Origin of the sequence: Nocardiopsis valliformis DSM 45023 (assembly GCF_000340985.1) — a bacterium.
GTDB classification, from domain to species: domain Bacteria; phylum Actinomycetota; class Actinomycetes; order Streptosporangiales; family Streptosporangiaceae; genus Nocardiopsis; species Nocardiopsis exhalans.
The window spans coordinates 204,613-225,109 of record NZ_ANAZ01000002.1 but is presented as its reverse complement, the minus strand read 5'-3'; the positions used below and the strand labels follow the sequence as shown (position 1 = coordinate 225,109).

Genomic DNA, 20,497 nt, shown 5'->3' with positions numbered 1-20,497 from the left:
AAGTATTCCGCCTCCCATGTATTGCCTGAGCGTAATAGCAGATGCGCTATTAGTGATGAATCAATGAAAATGGGAGGTGGTGGGGGGTGCATGGGAATCCATGCATCACTCGGGGCTGGGAATAGCACTCCACCACTCCATGGGGATGGACGCTACCAGGCAGTAGTATTACGTGTCCAGGGATTCCTTCGTGCCTTCTGGGGGTGGGAATGGGGAATTATTTGATTCTCCCTCGGGGTGAAATGCGAAGACTTGGCTGATTCTTTTCCCTGCTGTTCGCCGGAGTCTCATGGGCTTCATGCCGCTCCTGTGGCCCCTGATATGCCGGGCATCACGAATTTCCTACTAATCCGATCTACTTTACTTGGAATTCGGGTAGTGTTGCGCCTGTGTGGCTGGTCGGATTGTTGGGGTCTCTAGGGGATGGTGGCGGAAAAAATTCTCTCGCAGGCCCTGGCGGAAAAGGTCTTTCTGCTTGTTTTGCGAGACAGAATAATTTTTCTGTGCTCGTCTTAATGATTCTTTTGGCGAACTGTTTTCGCTGTTTTCTGATGCTCCTGGCGGATGATGATCAAGGAGGTCGTGGGGGAGAATTCCCAGATCAGCGGGAGTGTCCGGGTCGGTTCATCGCGACATGTGTACGTACTCTGCGGCGGCCACGCTTTTGCCCTCCGGTGGTGGAGGCGGGGCTTCTTGGCATGTTCGGTGTGTCGAGGGCTAGATTTAGTAGGACGTCCAACTATATGGTGAGGGTGCCGAGGAGCGGGGAAGCTGGTGCGAATCCAGCACGGTCCCGCCACTGTGACCGGGCAGAACGTCCGGAAGTCAGGCCACCGCTCGCGGCCCGAGAGTCGTGTGATCCACGAGGATGGAGTGAACACGTATGGTCAGCGAGCTGACGCATTTCGTGCATGGCAAGAACGTCCCCGGCCGGACCGGCCGCTTCGGTGACGTGTACGACCCCAACACCGGTCAGGTGCAGGCGCGTGTCCCCCTGGCGGACCGGGCGGAGACCGAGGCGGTCATCGCCGACGCCGTACAGGCCCAGGTCGAGTGGGGTTCCTGGAGCCCCCAGCGCAGGGCCCGGGTCCTGCTGAAGTTCCTCCAGCTGGTCGAACCCGAGCGTGAGGCCATCGCCCGAACCCTGTCCGCCGAGCACGGCAAGACCGTCGCCGACGCGCACGGCGACCTCCAGCGCGGACTCGAGGTCGTGGAGTTCGCCGCCGGTATCCCACACCTGATCAAGGGCGATTTCACCGACAACGCGGGATCCGGGATCGACGTCCACTCCCTGCGCCAGCCCCTGGGCGTGGTCGCGGGCATCACCCCCTTCAACTTCCCCGCGATGATCCCGCTCTGGAAGGCCGCCCCCGCGCTGGCCTGCGGCAACGCGTTCATCCTCAAGCCCTCCGAGCGAGACCCCTCGGTGCCGCTGCGGCTGGCCGAGCTGTTCCTCGAGGCCGGGCTGCCCCCGGGCGTGCTCAACGTGGTCAACGGCGGCAAGGAGACGGTGGACACCCTGCTCACCGACCCCCGTGTGGCCGCCGTGGGCTTCGTGGGCTCCACCCCGATCGCCGAGTACGTCTACTCCACGGCCACCGCGCACGGCAAGCGCGCCCAGTGCTTCGGCGGGGCCAAGAACCACATGATCGTCATGCCCGACGCCGACCTCGACCAGGTCGCCGACGCCCTCATCGGCGCCGGTTACGGCTCTGCGGGCGAGCGCTGCATGGCCATCTCCGTCGCGGTCCCGGTGGGCGAGGAGACCGCGGACGCCCTCGTCGCCAAGCTCACCGAACGCATCGCCAGGCTGACCGTCGGCGCCTCGGACGACCCCGACGCCGACTTCGGCCCCCTGGTCTCCAAGGACGCCCTGGAGCGGGTCGACGCCTACGTCGGGCTGGGCATCGAGGAAGGCGCCGAGCTGGTCGTGGACGGGCGCGGTCACAAGGTCAAGGGTTACGAGGACGGCTTCTTCACCGGGGCCTCGCTGTTCGACCGCGTCACCCCGGACATGCGCATCTACCAGGAGGAGATCTTCGGCCCGGTGCTCTGCGTGGTGCGCGCCGACGACTATGAGCAGGCCCTGCGCCTGCCCAGTGAGCACGAGTACGGCAACGGCGTCTCCATCTTCACCCGGGACGGCGATACCGCCCGCGACTTCTCGCAGCGGGTCAACACCGGCATGGTCGGCGTGAACGTGCCCATCCCGGTGCCGGTCGCCTACCACACCTTCGGTGGCTGGAAGCGGTCCGGGTTCGGCGACCTCAACCAGCACGGACCGGACTCCATCCGTTTCTACACCCGCACCAAGACCGTCACCTCGCGCTGGCCCTCCGGGGTCAAGGAGGGCGCGGAGTTCACGATCCCGGTCGTCCGGTGACCGCTGCGATCTCCGACGAACAGCGCGCGCTGGCCGAGACCGCGCGCGGGTTCGCCGACGAACACCTCGCCCCGTTCGCCGTGGACTGGGACCAGACCAAGCACTTCCCGGTCGACGTGCTCCGCAAGGCCGCCGAACTCGGCATGGGCGGCCTCTACGTCCGCGAGGAGTCCGGCGGAACCGGCCTGAGCAGGCTCGACGGCGTCCTCGCCTTCGAGGCCCTGGCCACCGGCTGCCCGTCCGTCGCCGGGTACCTGTCCATCCACAACATGGTCGCCTGGATGGTCGACCGCTACGGCGATCACGAACAGCGGGCCCGCTGGCTGCCGGGCCTGTGTTCCATGCAGACCCTGGGCAGCTACTGCCTCACCGAACCCGGGGCCGGGTCCGACGCCGCCGCGCTCAGCACCCGCGCGGTCCGCGACGGGGATGACTACGTCCTCACCGGCGCCAAACAGTTCATCTCCGGGGCGGGAGCCTCCGAGGTGTACGTGGTGATGGCCCGTACCGGCGGCGATGGCGCCGCGGGAATCTCCGCGTTCGTCGTGCACCGCGACGACCCCGGGGTGTCCTTCGGCGCCAACGAGGCCAAGATGGGCTGGAACGCCCAGCCCACCCGCCAGGTCCTCATGGACGGGGTCCGTCTGCCCGCCGACCGGCGCCTCGGCGCGGAGGGTGACGGCTTCCGCATCGCGATGAACGGACTCAACGGCGGCCGCCTCGGCATCGCCGCCTGCTCACTCGGCGGGGCGCTGGCCGCGCTGGAGGGCAGCACCGCTTACCTGGGCAGCCGTGAGGCCTTCGGCGCTCCGCTGATCAACGCCCAGGCGCTTCAGTTCCGGCTCGCGGAGATGGCCACCGATCTGGAGGCCGCCCGCTCCCTGCTGTGGCGGGCCGCCTCCGCCCTGGACGAGGGCGACCCCGAGGCCGCGCATCTGTGCGCCATGGCCAAGCGTTTCGCCACCGAAGCCGGGTTCACCGTGGCCGACCAGGCACTCCAACTCCACGGGGGGTACGGCTACCTCACGGAGTACGGCATTGAGAAGATCGTGCGCGACCTGCGGGTGCACCGAATTCTGGAAGGAACCAACGAGATCATGAGCCTCATCATCGCTCGCCGACTCACCGGGGCCGCCTGATGACCAGCGACGCCACCCCCACTGGGCAGACCCCGGACGACGCCACGGTGCTGCTGCGAGTCAACGGCGCGCTCGCCCACGCCACGCTCAACCGGCCGCGCGCGATCAACGCCCTGGACCACGGGATGGTCCTCGCGTTCGCAGACGCCCTCACCGCCTGGGAGAAGGACGAACGGGTGGCCGTGGTGCTGCTCGACGGCGCCGGAGAGCGGGGCCTGTGCGCGGGCGGCGACATCCGCGCCATCCGGGCCAGTGCCACGGACGGTGACCGCCAGGCCGCTGACTTCTGGCGGGACGAGTACCACCTCAACGCGCAGATCGCCCGCTACCCCAAGCCCTACGTCGCCCTCATGGACGGCGTGGTCATGGGCGGCGGCGTGGGCGTGTCCGCGCACGGCGGCGTCCGCGTGGTCACCGAGCGCTCCAAGGTGGGCATGCCGGAGACCACCATCGGGTTCGTGCCCGACGTCGGCGGCACCTACCTGCTGTCGCGGGCGCCCGGCGAGACCGGCACCCACCTGGCGCTCACCGGTACCCCGGTCGGTGCGGCGGACGCGGTGTACACCGGGATGGCCGACCACTACGTGCCCTCCGAGCGTCTGCCCGACCTGATCTCCGCGCTCTCGGAGGCGAGCACGGAGACCGGTGTCGCCGACGCGATCGGCCGCTTCGCCGAGATCGTCCCGACCGGGACCCTGGAGGGCCAGCGGGCGTGGATCGACGCCTGCTACGCCGCGGACACCGCCGAGGAGATCGTGGCGCGGCTGCGCGGGCACGGCGACCCGGAGGCGGCCAAGGCGGCTGACACCATCGAGGCCAAGTCGCCGACCTCGGTCAAGACCACCCTGGCGGCGTTGCGCCGTGCCCGGGAGCTGGCCACCCTGGAGGAGGTCCTGGAGCAGGAGTACCGGGTCTCCACGGCCACGCTGACCTGGCCCGACCTGGTGGAGGGCATCCGGGCGCAGGTGATCGACAAGGACCGTAACCCGCAGTGGTCCCCGGCCACGCTGGCGGAGGTCAGCGACGCCGACGTCGCTCGCGCCTTCGAACCGGCCCCGGACGGCCCGCTCGGCCTCGCCGAAGCCGGTGCGGCCAACAGTGGCAGCGACTCCGGAGGTGCGCAGTGACCGCGATCGCTTTTGTCGGGCTCGGCAACATGGGCGGCCCGATGGCCGCCAACCTTGTCGCCGCCGGGCACGACGTCACCGGGTTCGACCTGGTCCCCGAAGCAGTGGAGAAGGCAGCCGGGGCCGGGGTCCGGGTCGCGGGCTCCGCGGCCGAGGCGGTGGCCGAAGCGGACGTGGTCATCACCATGCTGCCGAGCGGCCGCCACCTGATCACCGCCTACCAGGGCGCCCCGGACTCGGCGGGCGGAGGGCTGCTGGCCGCGGCCCGTTCCGGCACGCTGTTCCTGGACTGCTCCACGGTGGACGTGGCCGACGCCCGCACGGCCAACACCGCCGCGGTCGAGGCCGGACACCGGGCCATGGACGCCCCGGTCTCCGGGGGAGTCGCGGGTGCCCAGGGCGGCACGCTCACCTTCATGGTGGGCGCGGAGGAGGCCGACCTCGCCACGGCGGAGCCGCTGCTGAACGTCATGGGAGGCAAGGTCGTGCACTGCGGTGGTGCGGGCGGCGGCCAGGCGGCGAAGATCTGCAACAACATGGTGCTGGGCGCGTCGATGCTCGCGGTGAGCGAGGCCTTCGTGCTGGGTGAGCGGCTGGGCCTGACCCACCAGGCGCTGTACGACGTGATGTCCACGGCGTCGGGGCAGTGCTGGTCGCTGACCTCCTACTGCCCGGTTCCGGGGCCGGTCCCCACCAGCCCGGCCAACAACGACTACAAGCCGGGGTTCGCGGCCGCGCTGATGGCCAAGGACCTGGGCCTGGCCGCCAACGCGCTCGACCAGACCGGGGTGGACGCGCTGATCGGCAGCCACGCGGCCGAGATCTACCGGGCCTTCGCGGACAGCCTGGATGGTGAACCGCGCGATTTCTCGGCGATCGTGGAGTCGGTGCGCGAACGCTCCGGCCAGGTACCGGAGCCCGCTCCGGAGTGAGTTCGGGGTGAGCTCAGTCGGATGGGTGAGGGCCCGGGCAACCTGTGGGGACGGGGAGCCCGGGCTTTTCACCGCGAACCCCGTCGGTACCTGAGGCGTCCCAGCGGCCAGGAACGGTGATCGAGCCCCTTCAGCCCAGGACCAAGGAGCCCCCCCATGTCGCACATCTTCCCCCAGCCCTTGTCCACCGTGCGGGTCCTGCTGTTCGTCAGGTACGCGTTGGCCACCCTGGCCTACGTGTTCGCGCTGATCGTCCTTGACGGTATGAGCTGGTCGGAGACGGACGACGCCTACGGGATGACCAAGGGATGGTCCGCGTTCCTGCTGGTAGTCGGGCTGACTATGGCGATCTTCGACTTCTACGTGGCGGCCACCCTGAAACGGGGCGGGAACCGTGCGCGGATCCTGGTCCGGGCGGCGGTCGGGGTCGGCTTCGCGGGTGTGCTGCTGAACGTGGTCCTCGGCTGGTGGATCGGTGCCGTCGTCGCGCTGGCGCTGGCCGTCGCGATCCTTGTGTCGGCTGAGAAGGAGCCGTCCCGCGAGTGGTTCGAGACCACCCAGCGCGGAGCGAAGTACAGCGGCGGGTGAGGGCGTCGCACGAGGAGTGGAGTCCCGGGGCCGGAGCGGCTCGGGCGAAGCGGCACGAGGAACCCCGCACTCGGTGTCCTGTGCTCCCGGCCCTGACCAGAAGGTTCCGGCAGTGCGTCGCTATCCTGCCTTTTCGGCGCAGACAGGTCCTGTCCGCGGTCCTGCCGCCCGGCGGTTCCATCGCCGCCACCCGAGGAGGAGTCCCCCATGAGTGCGAACCCCATGCCCCTGACGCTCAGAGTCGCGCGAGCGCTGCTGTACATCACAGCCATCCTGGGACTCCTCATGATGTCCTTGATGCTGATCGGGGTCGTGGTGATGACCGAGGACGAGGTCGTCCGGGAGATGGGCGTGGGCAAGGGCGCGACGTTCGCCTTCATGGTCCCCCCCGTCGCCTTCTACGTCTTCACGTTCTACCTCGCCGCGACCCTGCGCCGGGGCGGTCGCCTCCGCCAGCTGCTCATGCGCGTGCTGGTGGCCCTGCTACTCGTCAACGCTTTGGTCAGTGTGCTGATGGGGGATCTCGGTCCCCTCCTCGACGCTCTGAGCGCCACTGTTGTCCTGATCCTCCACGAGAGCCGCTCCGCCCGTGCCTGGTACCGGTCCCAGGCGCCGTCCGAGGCAGCGGCCGGGAGCGGCCCCCAGGCCCCCGAGACCGGGGAAACCGCACCCGAGGCACCCGGGGTACCGACCTCCTGATGTGCGGGCGCGCCCCGGGTACCCCCGCTCCCATCAGGCTTGGGGTGTCCGGGGCGCGCGTCTGCGTGCCGCCCTTGTGTGCGGGCCTTAGAAGGGCGTCAGGGTGATCTCCAGACCCGAGGGGCCGTGGTCCTGAATGTAGGACGCGAAGTCCTCGACGTCGTCGAAGGCGAACCCGTACGCCTTGCCGTCCTCGGTGTGGTCGTGGAAGACCCCGGCGTAGCGGTTGGCGATGTCGGCCTGGTAGAACTCGGCCGGGTCGTTGGTGGGCTGCTGGGCGGTGTCCAACAGGGTGGAGCGGTTGAGCGCCGCGCCGACAATCGCCGCGACCGGGCCGGTGATGCCGTCGTTGGGCGCGTCCAGGGCGCCGTCGCAGAAGAACACGTCACGGGTGCTGGGCCGGGGGATGGGGGACACCCCGCCGTCGAACAGCAGCTGGTCGCCCTCCACACGGCCGGTGAAGGTTCCGGCGTTGGTGGTGACACTCAGGTCGGTATCCGTGTAGTGCGACCACACCCGGTCCACGTACGGGTCGTAGTAGTCGGTGGGGAAGATCCCGGCGTCGAGCGCGTGGCCCGGTGCGATGATCCGGTGGTCGTCGAAGACCAGCACGGAGAAGTCCGGGTCGGCGGCGAGCGTCTCGAAGATCGCGTCGCGGCCGCCGGGCAGGAGGAAGCCGGTGCTCTGGTCGTCGTCCCCGGTGAGTCGGATGCCGATCGGCGCGCTGAACTGGTCCACCATCGAGGTGTTGCAGAACATGCCGGCCTCGTTGTGGGTGAACTCCACCGAGTCGTGCAGGACGTCGAAGCCGTGGTCGTCCTCGACCCAGCCTGCCGGAAGCTGGAGGGCGGGGTTGCCGTTCCCATCCTCGACGATGCGGATGCCGAGCTTGCCGCCGAGGGCGAAGTAGATCCGGCCGGACATGTACGGCAGCGTCATGTCGGCGGGGAACGCGCCCAGGGGGATCGAGTAGTCGGTGTACCCGTCGTCGGTGTTGTCGTCCACGCTGACCGGGTGGGGCGTGCCGTTGGAGTCGACCCAGCAGTGGACATCGTCCACGAGATCGGTGCCGACGATGTACACGAGGACCTCGTCGTCCCCGTAGCGGCCGCTGCTGTTGGTCACGCTGACCGGGAGCGCTCCCACATTGGCCGCGCCGGAAGCGGGGGTGATGCTCTGGGGTCTGGTGGCGCAACCGGCTGCGCCCAGCAGCGGAACCCCGGCGGCGAGCGTGACGCCGCCCAGGAAGAGCCTGCGGTTGATCATGCTGAGAACTCCTCAGTAGCGGGTGTGAAGAGGTGCGCCCCATGGAGCCAGGCGGGAGGTGTCCGCGTCAACCGGGGGAGGCGGGTGGATTCGGGTGTTGTTCGTGTTGCCCGTGGTGACAGAAGTGTGGTGTGACTCACATCACCTTGGATGGCCGACGGTGAACTCCAGGAGCCTGATCCCGTGTGATTCGTGGTCTCCGGCGAGACTCAGTCCCGCTTCTGCCGCCAGGGCCGCCAACTCCTCGCCGTCGCGCTCCCGGCCGTTGAAGTACGCGAGCATCCGCACGTCGAGCTCGGACATCTCGGCGCCGCCGCCGTACTCGGCGACCAGGACGGTCCCGGTCGGCCCGGCCGCCTCGGCGCAGCGGCGCAGGATCGTGCGGGCCGAGGCGTCGTCCCAGTCGTGCAGGACCCAGCACAGCAGGTAGGCGTCACCGCCCTCGGGCAGTGGGTCGAAGAAACTGCCCTCCACCGCCCCGGCACGGTCGGCCAGAGCGGCCCGGCGGAAGGTCTCGCGGGCTGCCGCCACAGGGCCGGGCAGATCGACCACGGTCCCGCGCGGCCGGGAGAAGCGCTCCAGCAGAGTGCGCAGCAGCGTGCCGTCCCCGCCGCCCACGTCCACCACGTGCTCCAGCGCCTGCCACTCGTACATCCCGGCCAGGGTGCGCGCCTGCGCCGCCATGCGGGCGCCCATGATGTCGTCGAAGGAGGCGGACAGGTCCGGGTCCGCGGACAGGTCGTCCCAGAACGTGGACCCGCCGAAGTGCAGCCCGTAGGCGGGCTCCCCGGTGCGCAGCGCCTCGGTCAGCTCGGCCAGGCAGAGGTCGGCGCGCCCGTGCGCGCTGTCGGCCGCGAACCAGCCGATCCGCGAGTAGGGGTGGTCCGAACGCAGCGCGGCACCGGTCCCGGTGAGCGAGAAGCGGTCGTCCTCCAGGGTGAACAGGCCCTCGCCCACCAGGTGCCTCAGTACCCGGGCCAGGGCCTCGGGGCGTGCGCCTACCGCCTCGCCCAGTTCCTGAGCGGTGCGCGGCCCCTTCGCCAGGTGGTCGGCGACCCGCAGCGTGGCCACCGCCCGGATCGCCATCGGGGTGACCAGGCTGGCCTTGGCCCACACCCGTGCCGCGGCTTCCCGCGCCTCCTTGCCGTCCCGGTGTTCCCCACGTTCTTCAGCCACTCCACCCATCGAGCACACTCCAGTCCTCGAGCCGGCCTGCCTTCTCCGCAAGGAGGCTACCCAGGTGTGCCGGTTGAGGCTCCCCACCGCCGGGATATTCTGCCGATCCCCTTCCCAACGGCGGCAGGGTGTCTAGAGTCAGTGGAAACACTGGCCCGGGGCGGACGATCGGGAGACAGCCATGCCGGAGATCGACCTCAGCGACCTGACACAGGGTGGTGACGGTTCGCCCAACCTGCGCGCCTACCTGGCCCGACCCGAAGGTGAGGGGCCGTGGCCCGGGGTGGTGGTGGCGCACGAGGCCTTCGGGGTCGACGAACAGATGCGCCTGCACGCCGACAGGATGGCCCGGGCCGGATATCTCACCGTGGTCCCCGACCTCTACAGCGACGGCGGTATGCTGCGCTGTGTTCGCGGGGTCATGCGCGCCCTCAGCGACGGACACGGGCGGGCCTTCACCGATCTGCTCGCCGGACGCGAGTGGTTGCGGGCCCAGCCCGACTGCACCGGCAAGGTCGGGGTGATCGGCTTCTGCCTCGGCGGCGGCTTCGCGATCGCCGCTGCGCCCGACTTCGACGTCTCGGCGCCCAACTACGGGTTCCTGCCCCAGGACATCCAGGCGGTCGCCGCCCGCTCCTGCCCGATGGTCGCCAGTTACGGGGCCAAGGACCGCCAGCTGAGCGGGGCCGCCAACAAGCTCCGGGGTGCCCTTTACGACGCGCGGGTGCCCAACGACGTCAAGGAGTACCCGCACGCCGGGCACTCCTTCCTCAACGAGGCACCCAACGGGCCCAAACCGCTGCGCGTGGTGTTGCGCGCGATGGGCACCGGACCGCACCCGGAGTCCGCGGCCGATGCCTGGCAGCGGATCGAGGCCTTCTTCGCCGAACACCTGGGCGAGGAGAAGGGCGCGGAGGATAGCGGCGGTGGGTTCGGCGGCAGACACCGCGGGGACAGCAGTGGCGGGATCGGCGAGGTCCGTCGTCCCGAAGCGAACGGCGCCAACACGAGCGGTCATGGCGCGAACGGCCAGGGCACCAAGGACGAGAACCTCCCCGAACTCTGAGCCCTCGTTCCCCGGCCGCCGAACGCCCTCGCTCCAGAAGCGATGCTTCCGGTGCACCGACGGGCGGCTACTCGCGTCGCTCGCCACCGTCTGCCGGTGCGCGCATCAGTAGACGGCCGCGGCGGAACCGCTCTCCCCCGATGGGCGAACGCAGCAGTCGGCCGATCTCCGCGAACCCGGCTTCGCCAGCGAGCCCCGCGAGGTGGTCGATCGGCCAGCGGTAGGCCGGGGCCACCCGGTGGTCGAATTCCGTGACCGGGTCGTCCTCCGATTCGAAGAAGGCCAGCAGCAGGTGGCCGCCGGGGGCGAGCACCCGGCGGAACTCGGCGAGGTACGCGGGCAGCTCCTCCGGCAGGGCGTGGATGACCGAGTACCAGGCAACGACACCGGCCAGCTCACCGTCGGGCAGATCCAGATCGTCCATGGCACCGACCTCGAAACGCAGGTCGGGGTAGGTCTGCCGGGCGATGTCGATCATCACCGGCGACAGGTCGACCCCGAAGACCTCCAGACCCAGGTCCCGCAGGAGCGCGGTGATCCGACCGGAACCGCAGCCCAGTTCGGCGACGGTCCCGGGCTCGACATCGCTGACCTGTACGTGTTCGGCGAAGGCGGCGAGCAACCCCCGGTCCAGCGGATGGGCGTCTAGCTCGTTCCGGGCGAGCTCGGTGTACAGGGCGGCCACGGAGTCATAGGCGCGCGCCGTCGCGGTTGCCGACGGCCGGGAGCAGGGCAGTGGTTCGGTCACGGCAGCGACAGTAGAGCAGGGGGACGACCACCCACGCTTTGCGTGCCTGGGTCGACCCCGCACAGGAACGGCGTGCCCGCGGTATGTCAGAGGCGGTCAGTAGCCTCTGGCGCCATCAAATCCTCCTGAGGGGACCACCGGCTAAAGCTGGTGGTCCCCTCAGGAGGATTTGATGGACCCGAAGCAGAAGGCGCCGTTCGAGGAGTTCCTCGCCCGACAGCCCCCTGTCGGCAGGCAGTGACGCGCGGCCCCCGTGGTTCCACCTCGGCCCTCCCAGACCGGGCTGGGGCACGTGAGTCCGGCTCCGGGCCCCGAGCGTCCTGAGGTTGTCCGCAGGGTGCCGGGTGGGGTGGCCGCAGGTCGGTTCGGAGGGCAGCCGCATACCGGCTGAGGGCCCTTCTTCCTAGCGTCGAAGGATGAACTCCCCGCCTGTGAACTCCGGTCCCGGTCGCGGCAAGGCGCCCCTCCGCGAGATCTCGATCTTCGTGCTGCTCGCCTTCGGGCTGGCCTGGCTCGTCTTCACCCCGCTCATCCTGAACGGCACCCCGCCGACCGATCCCGCCTTCGGGACCGCCACGCACATCTACGTGTTCACCCCGGCGGTCGCGGCGCTCCTGGTCACGCTCTTCGTGTGGCGGCCGGGGAACGTGGCTCGTGCCCTGGCCCTGACCCCGTTGCGGCCACTGCGCAGGGTCGCGGGGTACTCGCTGCTGGGCTTCGTGGTGTTCGTGCTCCTGCCCGGGCTGGCCCTCCTGGCCGCCGTCGCGCTCGGCGTCGCCCCGCTCGACCCGGAGAACTTCTCCGGCCTGCGCGAAGTGCTCGCGGAGAGGGCCCCGGACGCGGTACTGCCGGAGACCGGTTTTCCCACCGAGGTCTACCTGGCGGTCTTGGGCGGGCTCCTGCTCTTCTTCCCGTTGACGTTCCTGCTGTACTTCGGTGAGGAGCTCGGCTGGCGGGGCTACCTGCTGCCCCGTCTGCTCCCGCTGGGAGTGTGGCCGGCACTCCTGATCAGCGGCCTCATCCACGGGTTGTGGCACAGCCCGCAGCTGTACATCCACACGACGCTCGGGGACATGCCTCTCGTCGGTCACCTGTCATTCCTGGTGAGCGTGGTGCTGTACGGGATCATTCTCGGCTGGCTGCGGTTGGCCTCCCGTTCGGTGTGGCCGGCGGTGTTCGGGCACGCCGCCACCATCGCGTTCCTGCCGGTCTTCGGAGCCACCCTGATGCACGCTGACGGCCCGACCCACCCCGGCCTCTACCCCGGCGGCAACGGCGGCCTGATCGGTCTGGTCGTCGTGGGCCTGGTCGCCCTCGGTACCACCCTGCTGTTGCGGAACCGCGTTGCCGGAGACGGTGTCCCGCCCGGTGATGACGACGCGGTCATCTCGGGCGGGGAACCACGGGGGGCCGCTTCGGGAGGGTGACCGAGGACGGGCGGTCGGCGTCGTGCAGCACCTCGAAGCCGACCGCCCGCATCTGGTCGGTGAGCTGGTCCGCACGTGGACACGGGCGCGGATCGGGCCCACCCACAGGTCCTCGGGCAGGTGGCCCCGGCCGCGCCCCGAGCTTAGCCACTATGACCCCGCCCGCAACGCTCCGGTTCCGGCCACTTCACGCAGGCGCGGACGGGCACGCAGCGCCCCCGGCCGGTGGGGTACCGGAAGGGGCGCTGCGGGTGGGGCTGCTTCGGGAGCAGCACGGATGATCAGTGCTGTGCGCCGCCCGGCGCGCTGCCGCTGGGCGGAGGCCCCTGCGGGGCGGCGGAGGCCGACAGCCGCTCTCGGATCAGTCGGGAGCGGTGCGAGGACCGCCGGACCCCGGTGACGATGAGGATGACCGCGCCCGCGATGAAACTCACCGGGGCGAGGATGACCAGGACCAGCGTCGCGGTGATCAGCTTGGCCTCGGCGGAGGCGGTCTGCTCGAGGGTGCCGATCCCATAGGTGCCCGGATACAGGTCATCGCAGTGCAGGACGTACTCACCGGGCTCGGGGGTGGAGAGTCCAGCGGCGAGCCGCCAGCCGTCGTAGGCCGTGCCGCTGTAGGAGTGCGGTGCCGTTTCCAGGTTGTCGTTCCCGGATCCGGGGCCGGAGGGTGTGTCGAGTACGCAGGCCAACCGGTTGCCGGGGCCCTCGACGTACAGCCCCCAGTAGCCTTCCTGTCCTTCCTCGACCTGGAAGGTGGCACTGTCGCCGCCCTCGAACTCGGCGACGAGTTCGGGTTCGGCGGTCGCGGAGAGGAGCAGGCCGACGAAGACGAGTACGGCGACCAGGCCTCCGACTGGGATGGTCAGGCCACCGATCCAGTACCAGCGGGAGTGGGGGCGCAGTTCCTTCCCGTCGATCACCGGCATGGGGCGGGGCGGAACCTGCTGATAGTAGATCGGGGCCTGGTGGTACTGGGCCTGCGGGTACGCGTGAGGCTGTTGCTGTTGCGCGTACTGCTGCTGCTGCGGTGCATGCGGGGACGGATACGGGGTGCCATGAGCGGCCTGGGGAGTGTGCCCGGGCTGCGCGGGCTCGGAAGAGTGACCGCTGCCGTACCCAGGGGGCAGCTGCTGGCCCTGCTCGGGGGCTTGTTGTCTGCCCTGTTCGGGGGGCCCGGACTGGGCGGGGTTCTCAGAAGAAGGGGAGGAGTGCGACATGGCTGACCTTTTGTCAGTTGTAGGTAGTTGACCGTGATGGGGGGCTCGGTGGTGCCGCTTTCGGGACGGGGAGGCGGCACCACTGTGTGCCTGGGGGCGCCGTGTGTTCGGGGCCGGGGATCAGGTCGGATAGTGCTGGGGAGCGCTCTGATCCCGGGCCTGGGCCCAGGTCTGGAACATCCGGGCCTGGTGTTCGCGGGTCAGCCGCTTGCGGTGGGCGCTGCGCCTGACCCCCACCGTGACCACGACGGTCAGCGACACGAAGAACCCCACGAAGCAGGACAGCAACACCATCCCGAACGAGGCCAGCATCGCCTCGTCGTAGGCGACGGCGACGTCAGTGTCCGCGATCGCGAACTCCAGGGTGCCCGGGCCGGAGCAGTCCAGCGTGTAGGTGCCGGGGAAGGTGACCACCGCGGACTCGACCAGCCGCCACTCGCCGTGGCTGTAACCGACCGGCTTCTCGGCGAACCCGGCGTACGAGGGCCCGGACAGGTCGCAGGTGAAGCTGTTCTCGTCGTCGGGCCCGCCGGTCGAGTACAGGCCCAACGAGCCCACCTGGTCCTGGCTCACCTGGAAGCTGACGCTGCCACTGCCCTGGATGATCCCGGAGGCGAACTCGGGGGAGGCCTCGGCGGCGCTGCTTCCGAAGGTCCAGAAACCGGTCATGCCCAGGACAAACGCGAGCGGGAAGATGAGCGCGCCGACCGCCATCCATCGGCGCCGGGGACGGATGTCCTTCGCGGGGATCTCGACCGGCGGCATGTGCGCGACGAGCGCCTGCTGCGCTGCATAGCCCGGTTGGGCCGCGGGGATGCGCTGCCCGGGGTAGGGCATCGGGATGCCGTCCGGGGACACGGGCACGCCACTGGCGGCCACCCGCGCACGCCGGGCCTGCTCCGTTCGACGAGCGGAGATCCTAGTGGTGCGGATGACCATCACGGTCAGGCAGCCGATCAGGGAGATCATGAAGGTCAGGATCGGGGTCATGATGCCGCTGACGATCAGCGCCGGGGAGGCTCCGGGGTTGTCGCTGAGCAACAGGATGCTGATCAGCAGATTGACCGGGAAGATCGCGCCGAACACCCAGTACCAGAGCCGGGCGGGCTTCACCTCGGGGAGGGAGGCCTCGGCGCTCGGTGCGGCGGGAGCCGGGGGAGCCCCGGGGGAGGCGGTCGGGCGCTGCGGCGGCAGGTACTGCGCGGGCGGCGGGGGAGGGGTACCCCGCGCGGCCGTTGGCAGCTGGAGGTTCTCGGCCCGGGAGGACGGCTGCTGAACCTCACCGGGCGGCGGGGGCGGGGCGCCCTGTGGCGCCTTGGGTAGCCGGAACTCCGGGGGCGGAGAAGGGTGAGAGGGCTGCTGGGCCCCACCGGGCGGTGGGCCTTCCTCGGGGCTGGTCATTCGGGGCCTGGTGCTTTCGGATCAGTGCTGGTGAGGATGCTGCTGGGGAGGAGATTGCGGGGAGGGGTACTGCTGGGGAGGCGCCGCGTGCGGGGCGGGGGTCAGCTTGCGGGCGGAGCGTCGGCGGAGTGCGGTGACCACACCGACCACGATCGCTGCGAGCAGCAGCAGCGGGGTGATTCCCAGGGCGGTGATCTCGGAGCCCACCAAGACGGCACTGCGAAGGTGCAGCGGTCCGGTGTCGCCGAGGGCGAACTCCTCGGCCGTGTTGGAGGAACAGATGAGCGTGTAGGTTCCGGGCTCTGGTGTTTCCAAGGGGCCGACAGCGCCCCAGCCACCGAACGACTGGGAGTGGTGCCAGCCTTCGTCGTCGGGCGGGGTCCGCTCGCCGTTCGGCGGGTGGAGGAAGCAGGGCAGGGGGACGTACGAGCCTCCGGCGGAGTGGTAGACGGCCCATTCTCCGTCCTCGTCCTCCCCGACCTCGAAGGTGATTCGGTCACCGCTGTCCATTCGTTCCACGATGTCCGGCTCTGGAAAGCTCGGGCTCAGCGAGAACAGGTAGACCGCCGTGAACAGCAGCACACCGGTGAGGGTGAGGCCGCCGGACCACCAGTAACCGCGCTTGCCCGGGGCCTTGGCAGGGGCAACGGGATGCGCACCTGGATGCTCAGGGGGATTGGTCATGTACGCAGTGTCGCAGAATCGTGTGACAGGTGAGGAAACGGGTGTCTGTGGGATTGATGACCGTTCGGGTCAGCCCCCGTGGGCCTGTTTCCACTCCTTGAGGAGGTGCTCGTGGACGATCCGTTTGCGGTGCGCGGCGCGCCGGACCAGCACCACGACGACCAGGGTGGGCGGAGTGACGAAGAAGAGCAGAATGCCGAGCAGAGCGCTCAGCCATTCGCCCACCAGGATCCCGGCGACCATCGCGCTCGGGGAGGCCAGCAGCAGGGACAGTACCGCTACGGCGTACCAGAAGCGTCTGGGCCGCAGGTTCCGCGGATCCAGGGGCGGTGAGGTGCGGGGCTGGAACCACACCGGACAGGTCGGAGCGCCGGGGTAGGGCGCGATGTGCATCAGGGTGGGCGGTGGCGGGAGCAGACTCCTGCGGCGGCGCTCGGAGCCGTCACGCATCAGGTAGATCACCACCGGCCAGACCACCGTGGGCAGGAACGAGATGAAGGGCGCCAGCAGCCACGGGCTGGAGAACGGCGCGCCGCCGATCAGGACGCCCAGCGTGGTGATCAGAACGCCCACCGGGAGGAACAGCGCGGTGACCCAGTACCAGTTCAGGTCCGGGCGGACCGGCGGGAGTGCGGGCGGGGGTGCCGCTGGCGGCGGGGAAGCGGGGTGGGCCGTCACGACGTGTGGGGGCACTGGCGGAGCGAAGCCCGGGGCCTGGTGTCCGGGGCTGTACTGGCCGGGACCGTACTGCTCGGTGCGCCGCTGCCCGGAACCCTGAGGCGGGTCCTGCGGGGCAGGGTGTGGCTGGGGCGTGGACATAGGGGGTACTGACGCCTTCCGGGTGGGGACGGAGGGAAAGTGTCCGTGCGCGAAGTGTCGCAGAATCCCGGGACGCGCCGGGAACCGGACACCAGCGGAACCCGGGGTCCGCCGACCCACCCGACCCCAACAGCACTGACAGCCGCACCGGGCCGCCAGGTCCGTGCCCAGGCGACGCGTTGGGGTATATACGTGATGTGGTTGGGCGACTTGTCAGTAGTTCTGGCCGAACCCCTTGTCAAGACTCTCCCGCGCGGATTGACTCGGTGGCCCGAGGAGGACCTGCGCCTGGGGCCTCAGCCGTCGCGACGAAGGGACGCACCGATGTCCAGGGCATGGAACGCGTGGTCATGGGACACCGACCCCGACGCCCTACGCCGGGACGTGGCCGTCGCGCACGAACGCTTCACCGACTCCGGGCGGCTCAGCGCACGGGTCCGGTCGGTGGTGGGTGAGTCCTGGCGCCGCAGTGCCCTGCACGGGGTGGACCCCGACCGCACTCTGCCCCGGCTCGAACTCACCGGCCCGGACCTGGACACCCAGCGCAGCGTGCACCCGCTCGCCGTGGCCATGCCCCTGCTGCGCCGCCTCCTCCTGGACAGCGCGCCCGGCCCACAGATCATGGCGGTCGGCGACGTCTCCGGCCGCCTGCTGTGGGTGGAGGGCGACCACAAGCTGCTCAGCAACGCCGAGTCCATGCACTTCGTCGAGGGCGCCAACTGGCACGAGCGTTCGGCCGGGACCAACGCCCCCGGTGTGGCGCTGGCCGTCGACCACGCGGTGCAGGTCTTCGCCAGCGAGCACTTCAGCCGGGGAGTCCAGCGCTGGAGCTGTTCGGCGGTCCCGCTGCACGACCCCGACACCGGAGCTTTGATCGGTGTCCTCGACCTCACCGGCGAGGACCTCCTGGCTTCCCCGCAGGCCCTGGCCCTGGTCCGGGCGGCCGCCACCGCGGCCGAGATGGAGATCCGGGCCCAGCGCATCAGCGGTCTGCTGCCCGCGCCCCGGACCGGAACAGGGCTCGCGGACCCCGGGGGCGCCGCTGATCCGGCCACCCTCGCCGACTTCGCCGAATCCGTTCCGGGACCGGCCTGCCTGCGCGTCCTCGGCCGCGACCAGGGGCTGCTCGAAGCGGACGGGCGCTCGGTGGAGCTCAGCGGCCGTCACTCCGAAATCCTCCTGCTGCTGGCCCGCCACCCGCGCGGCCTCACCGGGGAGGCCCTCGGCGCCCTGCTGCACGAGTACGACGCCTCCCCGGTCACCATCCGCGCCGAGATGTCGCGGCTGCGCCGCCTGGTGGGCTCGGGGCTGCTCGCCTCCCGTCCCTACCGGCTGTGCTGCCCGCTCGTCACCGACATCGACGAGGTCCGCCGCCACCTGGCCGAGGGCTCCTACCGACAGGCGGTCAACGTCTACGAGGGACCGGTGCTGCCCCGCTCCGAGGCGCCCGGGGTGATCGAGGCCAGGGACGAACTCCAGGCGGAGGTGTGCGAGGTGCTCGCGGCCAAGGCCGACCCTCGGGTGCTCCTGGCCTGGTCGGAGCATCCCGAATGGCGTGAGGACCCCCGGGTCCTGACCGCGGCCCTGCGCGCGCTCGACCCCAGCTCACCCCAGCACGCCGCCCTGCGCGGTCGGCTCCGCTGGCTGGGCGGCTGAGCCCTTGAGCGCCCCGGGCGCCCCGGGCTCCTCCGTGCTCCCGCGCCTGCGAGCACTCGCCCCCTCCTCACGGCGCTTCCTCGCAACGCCTGCAACGTGGTCGCAACCTGGGTGTAACTAGCGTCACATCCCACTGTTCTTCGTGGTGCCGGGCAGGCGTCCCGGCGCACCTGCGCAGCAACACAAGGAGGCAGACCACCATGGCGATCTACGCTCCCCCCGGTGAGTCCGGGAGTGTCGTCCAGTACGCGTCGCGCTACGAGAACTGGATCGGCGGCGAGTGGGTCAAGCCGGTCAAGGGCCGCTACTTCGAGAACCCCACCCCCGTCACCGGGCGCACCTTCACCGAGGTCGCCCAGAGCGGCTCCGAGGACATCGAGCTCGCCCTCGACGCCGCGCACGGCGCCGCCCCCGCCTGGGGCCGCACCTCCGCCGCCGAGCGGGCCGTCATCCTGAACAAGATCGCGGACCGGATGGAGGAGAACCTCGAGAAGCTCGCCGTCGCCGAGTCCTGGGAGAACGGCAAGCCGGTCCGCGAGTGTCTGGCCGCGGACATTCCGCTGGCCATCGACCACTTCCGTTACTTCGCCGGTGCGATCCGGGCCCAGGAGGGCCACAGCTCCCAGATCGACGGCGACACCGTCGCCTACCACTTCCAGGAGCCGCTGGGCGTGGTCGGCCAGATCATCCCGTGGAACTTCCCGATCCTCATGGCGGTCTGGAAGCTGGCTCCGGCCCTGGCCGCGGGCAACGCCGTCGTCCTCAAGCCCGCCGAGCAGACCCCGACGTCGATCCTGGTCCTCATCGACCTGGTCGGCGACCTGCTCCCGCCCGGCGTGGTCAACATCGTCAACGGGTTCGGGGTCGAGGCTGGCAAGCCGCTGGCCTCCAGCGCGCGGGTGCGCAAGATCGCCTTCACCGGCGAGACCACCACCGGCCGCCTGATCATGCAGTACGCCTCCGAGAACCTCATCCCGGTCACCCTGGAGCTGGGCGGCAAGAGCCCGAACATCTTCTTCGCCGACGTCGCGGCCGAGCAGGACGCCTTTTACGACAAGTCGTTGGAGGGCTTCACGATGTTCGCCCTTAACCAGGGCGAGGTGTGCACCTGCCCCTCGCGCGCCCTGGTGCAGAACTCGATCTACGACAGCTTCATGAACGACGCCCTGGGCCGGGTCGGCAAGATCACGCAGGGCAATCCGCTGGACACCGAGACCATGCTCGGCGCCCAGGCCAGCAACGACCAGCTGGAGAAGATCCTTTCCTACATCGACATCGGCCGTAAGGAGGGCGCCAAGGTGCTCACCGGCGGCGGCCGGGCCGAGATGGAGGACGACCTCGCTGGCGGCTACTACGTCGCTCCGACGGTCTTCGAGGGCCAGAACACCATGCGGATCTTCCAGGAGGAGATCTTCGGCCCCGTGGTGTCGGTGGCGCGCTTCGACGACTACGCGGACGCCATCAAGACCGCCAACGACACCCTGTACGGGCTCGGAGCGGGTGTGTGGTCGCGCGACGGCAACACCGCCTACCGGGCAGGACGCGACATCCAGGCCGGGCGCGTGTGGGTGAACAACTACCACTCCTACCCCGCGCACGCGGCGTTCGGCGGGTACAAGCAGTCCGGGATCGGGCGCGAGAACCACAAGATGATGCTCGACCACTACCAGCAGACCAAGAACCTGTTGGTCAGCTACTCGGATCAGGCGCTGGGGTTCTTCTGATGGACGGCCACGGTTCGGACGGTTCGCACGGCGGCGAAGCGACGGTGGAGCGGGTCGCGCTCACGGAGAAGGCGGCGGACCTGCTCAGGGAGCTCACCGCCGACCACGGCCCGCTGATGTTCCACCAGTCCGGCGGCTGCTGCGACGGCAGCTCACCGATGTGCTATCCGCTGGGCGAGTTCCGGACCGGGGCCGCCGACGTGCACCTGGGCGACCTGGACGCGGGACTCCCCGAACCGGTGCCGGTGTGGATGTCGCGGTCGCAGTTCGAGCTGTGGAGCCACACCCACCTGACCATCGACGTCGTCCCGGGACGGGGGGCGGGCTTCTCCGTTGAGGCCCCGACCGGCAACCGCTTCCTGATCAGGTCACGGCTGATGACCGACGAGGAGGCGGAGCGCTTGGAGTGACCGATCCGCTGGAGGAGGGGAAGACCGGGGCC

18 protein-coding genes and 1 riboswitch are annotated in these 20,497 nt (G+C 69.9%); of the genes, 11 read left to right on the top strand and 7 right to left on the bottom strand.

The features are described 5' to 3' along the window. The first annotated feature begins 737 nt into the window (after nt 1-737). Nucleotides 738-885, top strand: a riboswitch (adenosylcobalamin (AdoCbl) riboswitch). From D457_RS0101625 to D457_RS0101600, 6 genes are all read left to right on the top strand, one after another. Further along, the gene (locus D457_RS0101625; protein ID WP_017578892.1) at nt 884-2,383 is read left to right on the top strand and encodes a CoA-acylating methylmalonate-semialdehyde dehydrogenase; all 1,500 of its coding nucleotides are present in this window, start codon (nt 884-886) and stop codon (nt 2,381-2,383) included. Its footprint overlaps the riboswitch before it by 2 nt. Then, the gene (locus D457_RS0101620) at nt 2,380-3,522 is read left to right on the top strand and encodes an acyl-CoA dehydrogenase family protein (protein WP_017578891.1); all 1,143 of its coding nucleotides are present in this window, start codon (nt 2,380-2,382) and stop codon (nt 3,520-3,522) included. Before D457_RS0101625 ends, D457_RS0101620 begins: the two co-directional genes overlap by 4 nt. Continuing rightward, the gene (locus tag D457_RS0101615; protein ID WP_017578890.1) at nt 3,522-4,649 is read left to right on the top strand and encodes an enoyl-CoA hydratase/isomerase family protein; all 1,128 of its coding nucleotides are present in this window, start codon (nt 3,522-3,524) and stop codon (nt 4,647-4,649) included. The genes D457_RS0101620 and D457_RS0101615 overlap by 1 nt, the downstream gene beginning before the upstream one ends. Further along, nucleotides 4,646-5,581 (top strand): 3-hydroxyisobutyrate dehydrogenase, encoded by a 936-nt coding sequence (gene mmsB / locus D457_RS0101610; protein ID WP_017578889.1) that lies wholly within the window; start codon nt 4,646-4,648, stop codon nt 5,579-5,581. The genes D457_RS0101615 and mmsB overlap by 4 nt, the downstream gene beginning before the upstream one ends. A 156-nt stretch (nt 5,582-5,737) precedes the next feature. Next, a complete protein-coding gene (locus tag D457_RS0101605) occupies nt 5,738-6,169 on the top strand; it encodes a hypothetical protein (RefSeq protein ID WP_017578888.1) in 432 nt (143 codons plus the stop codon). A gap of 207 nt (nt 6,170-6,376) precedes the next feature. Next, nucleotides 6,377-6,868, top strand: coding sequence for a hypothetical protein (locus D457_RS0101600; RefSeq protein WP_017578887.1), 492 nt, complete (start codon nt 6,377-6,379; stop codon nt 6,866-6,868). A gap of 87 nt (nt 6,869-6,955) precedes the next feature. On the opposite strand, the gene D457_RS0101595 is transcribed toward D457_RS0101600, so the two are convergent. After that, a complete protein-coding gene (locus D457_RS0101595) occupies nt 6,956-8,134 on the bottom strand; it encodes a beta-1,3-glucanase family protein (RefSeq protein WP_017578886.1) in 1,179 nt (392 codons plus the stop codon). Between the two features lie 141 nt (nt 8,135-8,275). Then, the gene (locus D457_RS0101590; protein WP_017578885.1) at nt 8,276-9,319 is read right to left on the bottom strand and encodes a methyltransferase; all 1,044 of its coding nucleotides are present in this window, start codon (nt 9,317-9,319) and stop codon (nt 8,276-8,278) included. Nucleotides 9,320-9,491: 172 nt separating this feature from the next. On the opposite strand from D457_RS0101590, the gene D457_RS0101585 reads away from it, so the two are divergent. Then, on the top strand, nt 9,492-10,376 hold the full coding sequence (locus D457_RS0101585) for a dienelactone hydrolase family protein (RefSeq protein WP_017578884.1): 885 nt from the start codon (nt 9,492-9,494) through the stop codon (nt 10,374-10,376). A gap of 67 nt (nt 10,377-10,443) precedes the next feature. Here the strand turns inward: D457_RS0101585 and D457_RS0101580 are convergent, their stop codons facing one another. Continuing rightward, nucleotides 10,444-11,124 (bottom strand): class I SAM-dependent DNA methyltransferase, encoded by a 681-nt coding sequence (locus D457_RS0101580; protein ID WP_017578883.1) that lies wholly within the window; start codon nt 11,122-11,124, stop codon nt 10,444-10,446. A 416-nt stretch (nt 11,125-11,540) separates the two neighbouring features. Here D457_RS0101580 and D457_RS0101575 point away from each other — a divergent pair, with 416 nt between their 5' ends. Then, nucleotides 11,541-12,551 carry a CPBP family intramembrane glutamic endopeptidase gene (locus D457_RS0101575; protein ID WP_152514107.1) on the top strand — a complete coding sequence of 337 codons (1,011 nt, stop codon included), beginning with the start codon at nt 11,541-11,543 and terminating at the stop codon, nt 12,549-12,551. Between the two features lie 281 nt (nt 12,552-12,832). On the opposite strand, the gene D457_RS0101570 is transcribed toward D457_RS0101575, so the two are convergent. The 4 genes from D457_RS0101570 to D457_RS0101555 all read right to left on the bottom strand — a co-directional run bounded on the left by D457_RS0101570 (nt 12,833) and on the right by D457_RS0101555 (nt 16,675). Next, on the bottom strand, nt 12,833-13,771 hold the full coding sequence (locus D457_RS0101570) for a hypothetical protein (protein ID WP_193374414.1): 939 nt from the start codon (nt 13,769-13,771) through the stop codon (nt 12,833-12,835). Between the two features lie 120 nt (nt 13,772-13,891). Then, nucleotides 13,892-15,172 (bottom strand): hypothetical protein, encoded by a 1,281-nt coding sequence (locus tag D457_RS0101565; protein WP_239645977.1) that lies wholly within the window; start codon nt 15,170-15,172, stop codon nt 13,892-13,894. 21 nt (nt 15,173-15,193) lie between these two features. Next, entirely contained in the window at nt 15,194-15,856 is a 663-nt protein-coding gene (locus D457_RS33960) for a hypothetical protein (RefSeq protein WP_152514106.1), read from the bottom strand. Nucleotides 15,857-15,925: 69 nt separating this feature from the next. Continuing rightward, nucleotides 15,926-16,675, bottom strand: coding sequence for a hypothetical protein (locus D457_RS0101555; RefSeq protein ID WP_039830861.1), 750 nt, complete (start codon nt 16,673-16,675; stop codon nt 15,926-15,928). 324 nt (nt 16,676-16,999) lie between these two features. On the opposite strand from D457_RS0101555, the gene D457_RS0101550 reads away from it, so the two are divergent. The 3 genes from D457_RS0101550 (at nt 17,000) to D457_RS0101540 (ending at nt 20,465) form a co-directional block, all read left to right on the top strand. Then, a complete protein-coding gene (locus tag D457_RS0101550; RefSeq protein ID WP_017578878.1) occupies nt 17,000-18,331 on the top strand; it encodes a GAF domain-containing protein in 1,332 nt (443 codons plus the stop codon). Between the two features lie 200 nt (nt 18,332-18,531). Next, a complete protein-coding gene (gene exaC / locus D457_RS0101545) occupies nt 18,532-20,055 on the top strand; it encodes an acetaldehyde dehydrogenase ExaC (protein WP_017578877.1) in 1,524 nt (507 codons plus the stop codon). Further along, nucleotides 20,055-20,465 carry a DUF779 domain-containing protein gene (locus D457_RS0101540; protein ID WP_017578876.1) on the top strand — a complete coding sequence of 137 codons (411 nt, stop codon included), beginning with the start codon at nt 20,055-20,057 and terminating at the stop codon, nt 20,463-20,465. Before exaC ends, D457_RS0101540 begins: the two co-directional genes overlap by 1 nt. Nucleotides 20,466-20,497 lie beyond the last annotated feature (32 nt).

Excerpts from the sequence above, each read along its gene's own strand:
- D457_RS0101625 (WP_017578892.1), top strand. The coding sequence starts at position 884 with ATGGTCAGCGAGCTGACGCATTTCGTGCATGGCAAGAACGTCCCCGGC.
- D457_RS0101615 (WP_017578890.1), top strand. The coding sequence starts at position 3,522 with ATGACCAGCGACGCCACCCCCACTGGGCAGACCCCGGACGACGCCACG.
- D457_RS0101605 (WP_017578888.1), top strand. The coding sequence starts at position 5,738 with ATGTCGCACATCTTCCCCCAGCCCTTGTCCACCGTGCGGGTCCTGCTG.
- D457_RS0101600 (WP_017578887.1), top strand. The coding sequence starts at position 6,377 with ATGAGTGCGAACCCCATGCCCCTGACGCTCAGAGTCGCGCGAGCGCTG.
- D457_RS0101595 (WP_017578886.1), bottom strand. The coding sequence starts at position 8,134 with ATGATCAACCGCAGGCTCTTCCTGGGCGGCGTCACGCTCGCCGCCGGG.
- D457_RS0101590 (WP_017578885.1), bottom strand. The coding sequence starts at position 9,319 with ATGGGTGGAGTGGCTGAAGAACGTGGGGAACACCGGGACGGCAAGGAG.
- D457_RS0101585 (WP_017578884.1), top strand. The coding sequence starts at position 9,492 with ATGCCGGAGATCGACCTCAGCGACCTGACACAGGGTGGTGACGGTTCG.
- D457_RS0101575 (WP_152514107.1), top strand. The coding sequence starts at position 11,541 with ATGAACTCCCCGCCTGTGAACTCCGGTCCCGGTCGCGGCAAGGCGCCC.
- D457_RS0101570 (WP_193374414.1), bottom strand. The coding sequence starts at position 13,771 with ATGTCGCACTCCTCCCCTTCTTCTGAGAACCCCGCCCAGTCCGGGCCC.
- D457_RS0101565 (WP_239645977.1), bottom strand. The coding sequence starts at position 15,172 with ATGACCAGCCCCGAGGAAGGCCCACCGCCCGGTGGGGCCCAGCAGCCC.
- D457_RS33960 (WP_152514106.1), bottom strand. The coding sequence starts at position 15,856 with ATGACCAATCCCCCTGAGCATCCAGGTGCGCATCCCGTTGCCCCTGCC.
- D457_RS0101555 (WP_039830861.1), bottom strand. The coding sequence starts at position 16,675 with ATGTCCACGCCCCAGCCACACCCTGCCCCGCAGGACCCGCCTCAGGGT.
- D457_RS0101550 (WP_017578878.1), top strand. The coding sequence starts at position 17,000 with ATGTCCAGGGCATGGAACGCGTGGTCATGGGACACCGACCCCGACGCC.
- exaC (WP_017578877.1), top strand. The coding sequence starts at position 18,532 with ATGGCGATCTACGCTCCCCCCGGTGAGTCCGGGAGTGTCGTCCAGTAC.
- D457_RS0101540 (WP_017578876.1), top strand. The coding sequence starts at position 20,055 with ATGGACGGCCACGGTTCGGACGGTTCGCACGGCGGCGAAGCGACGGTG.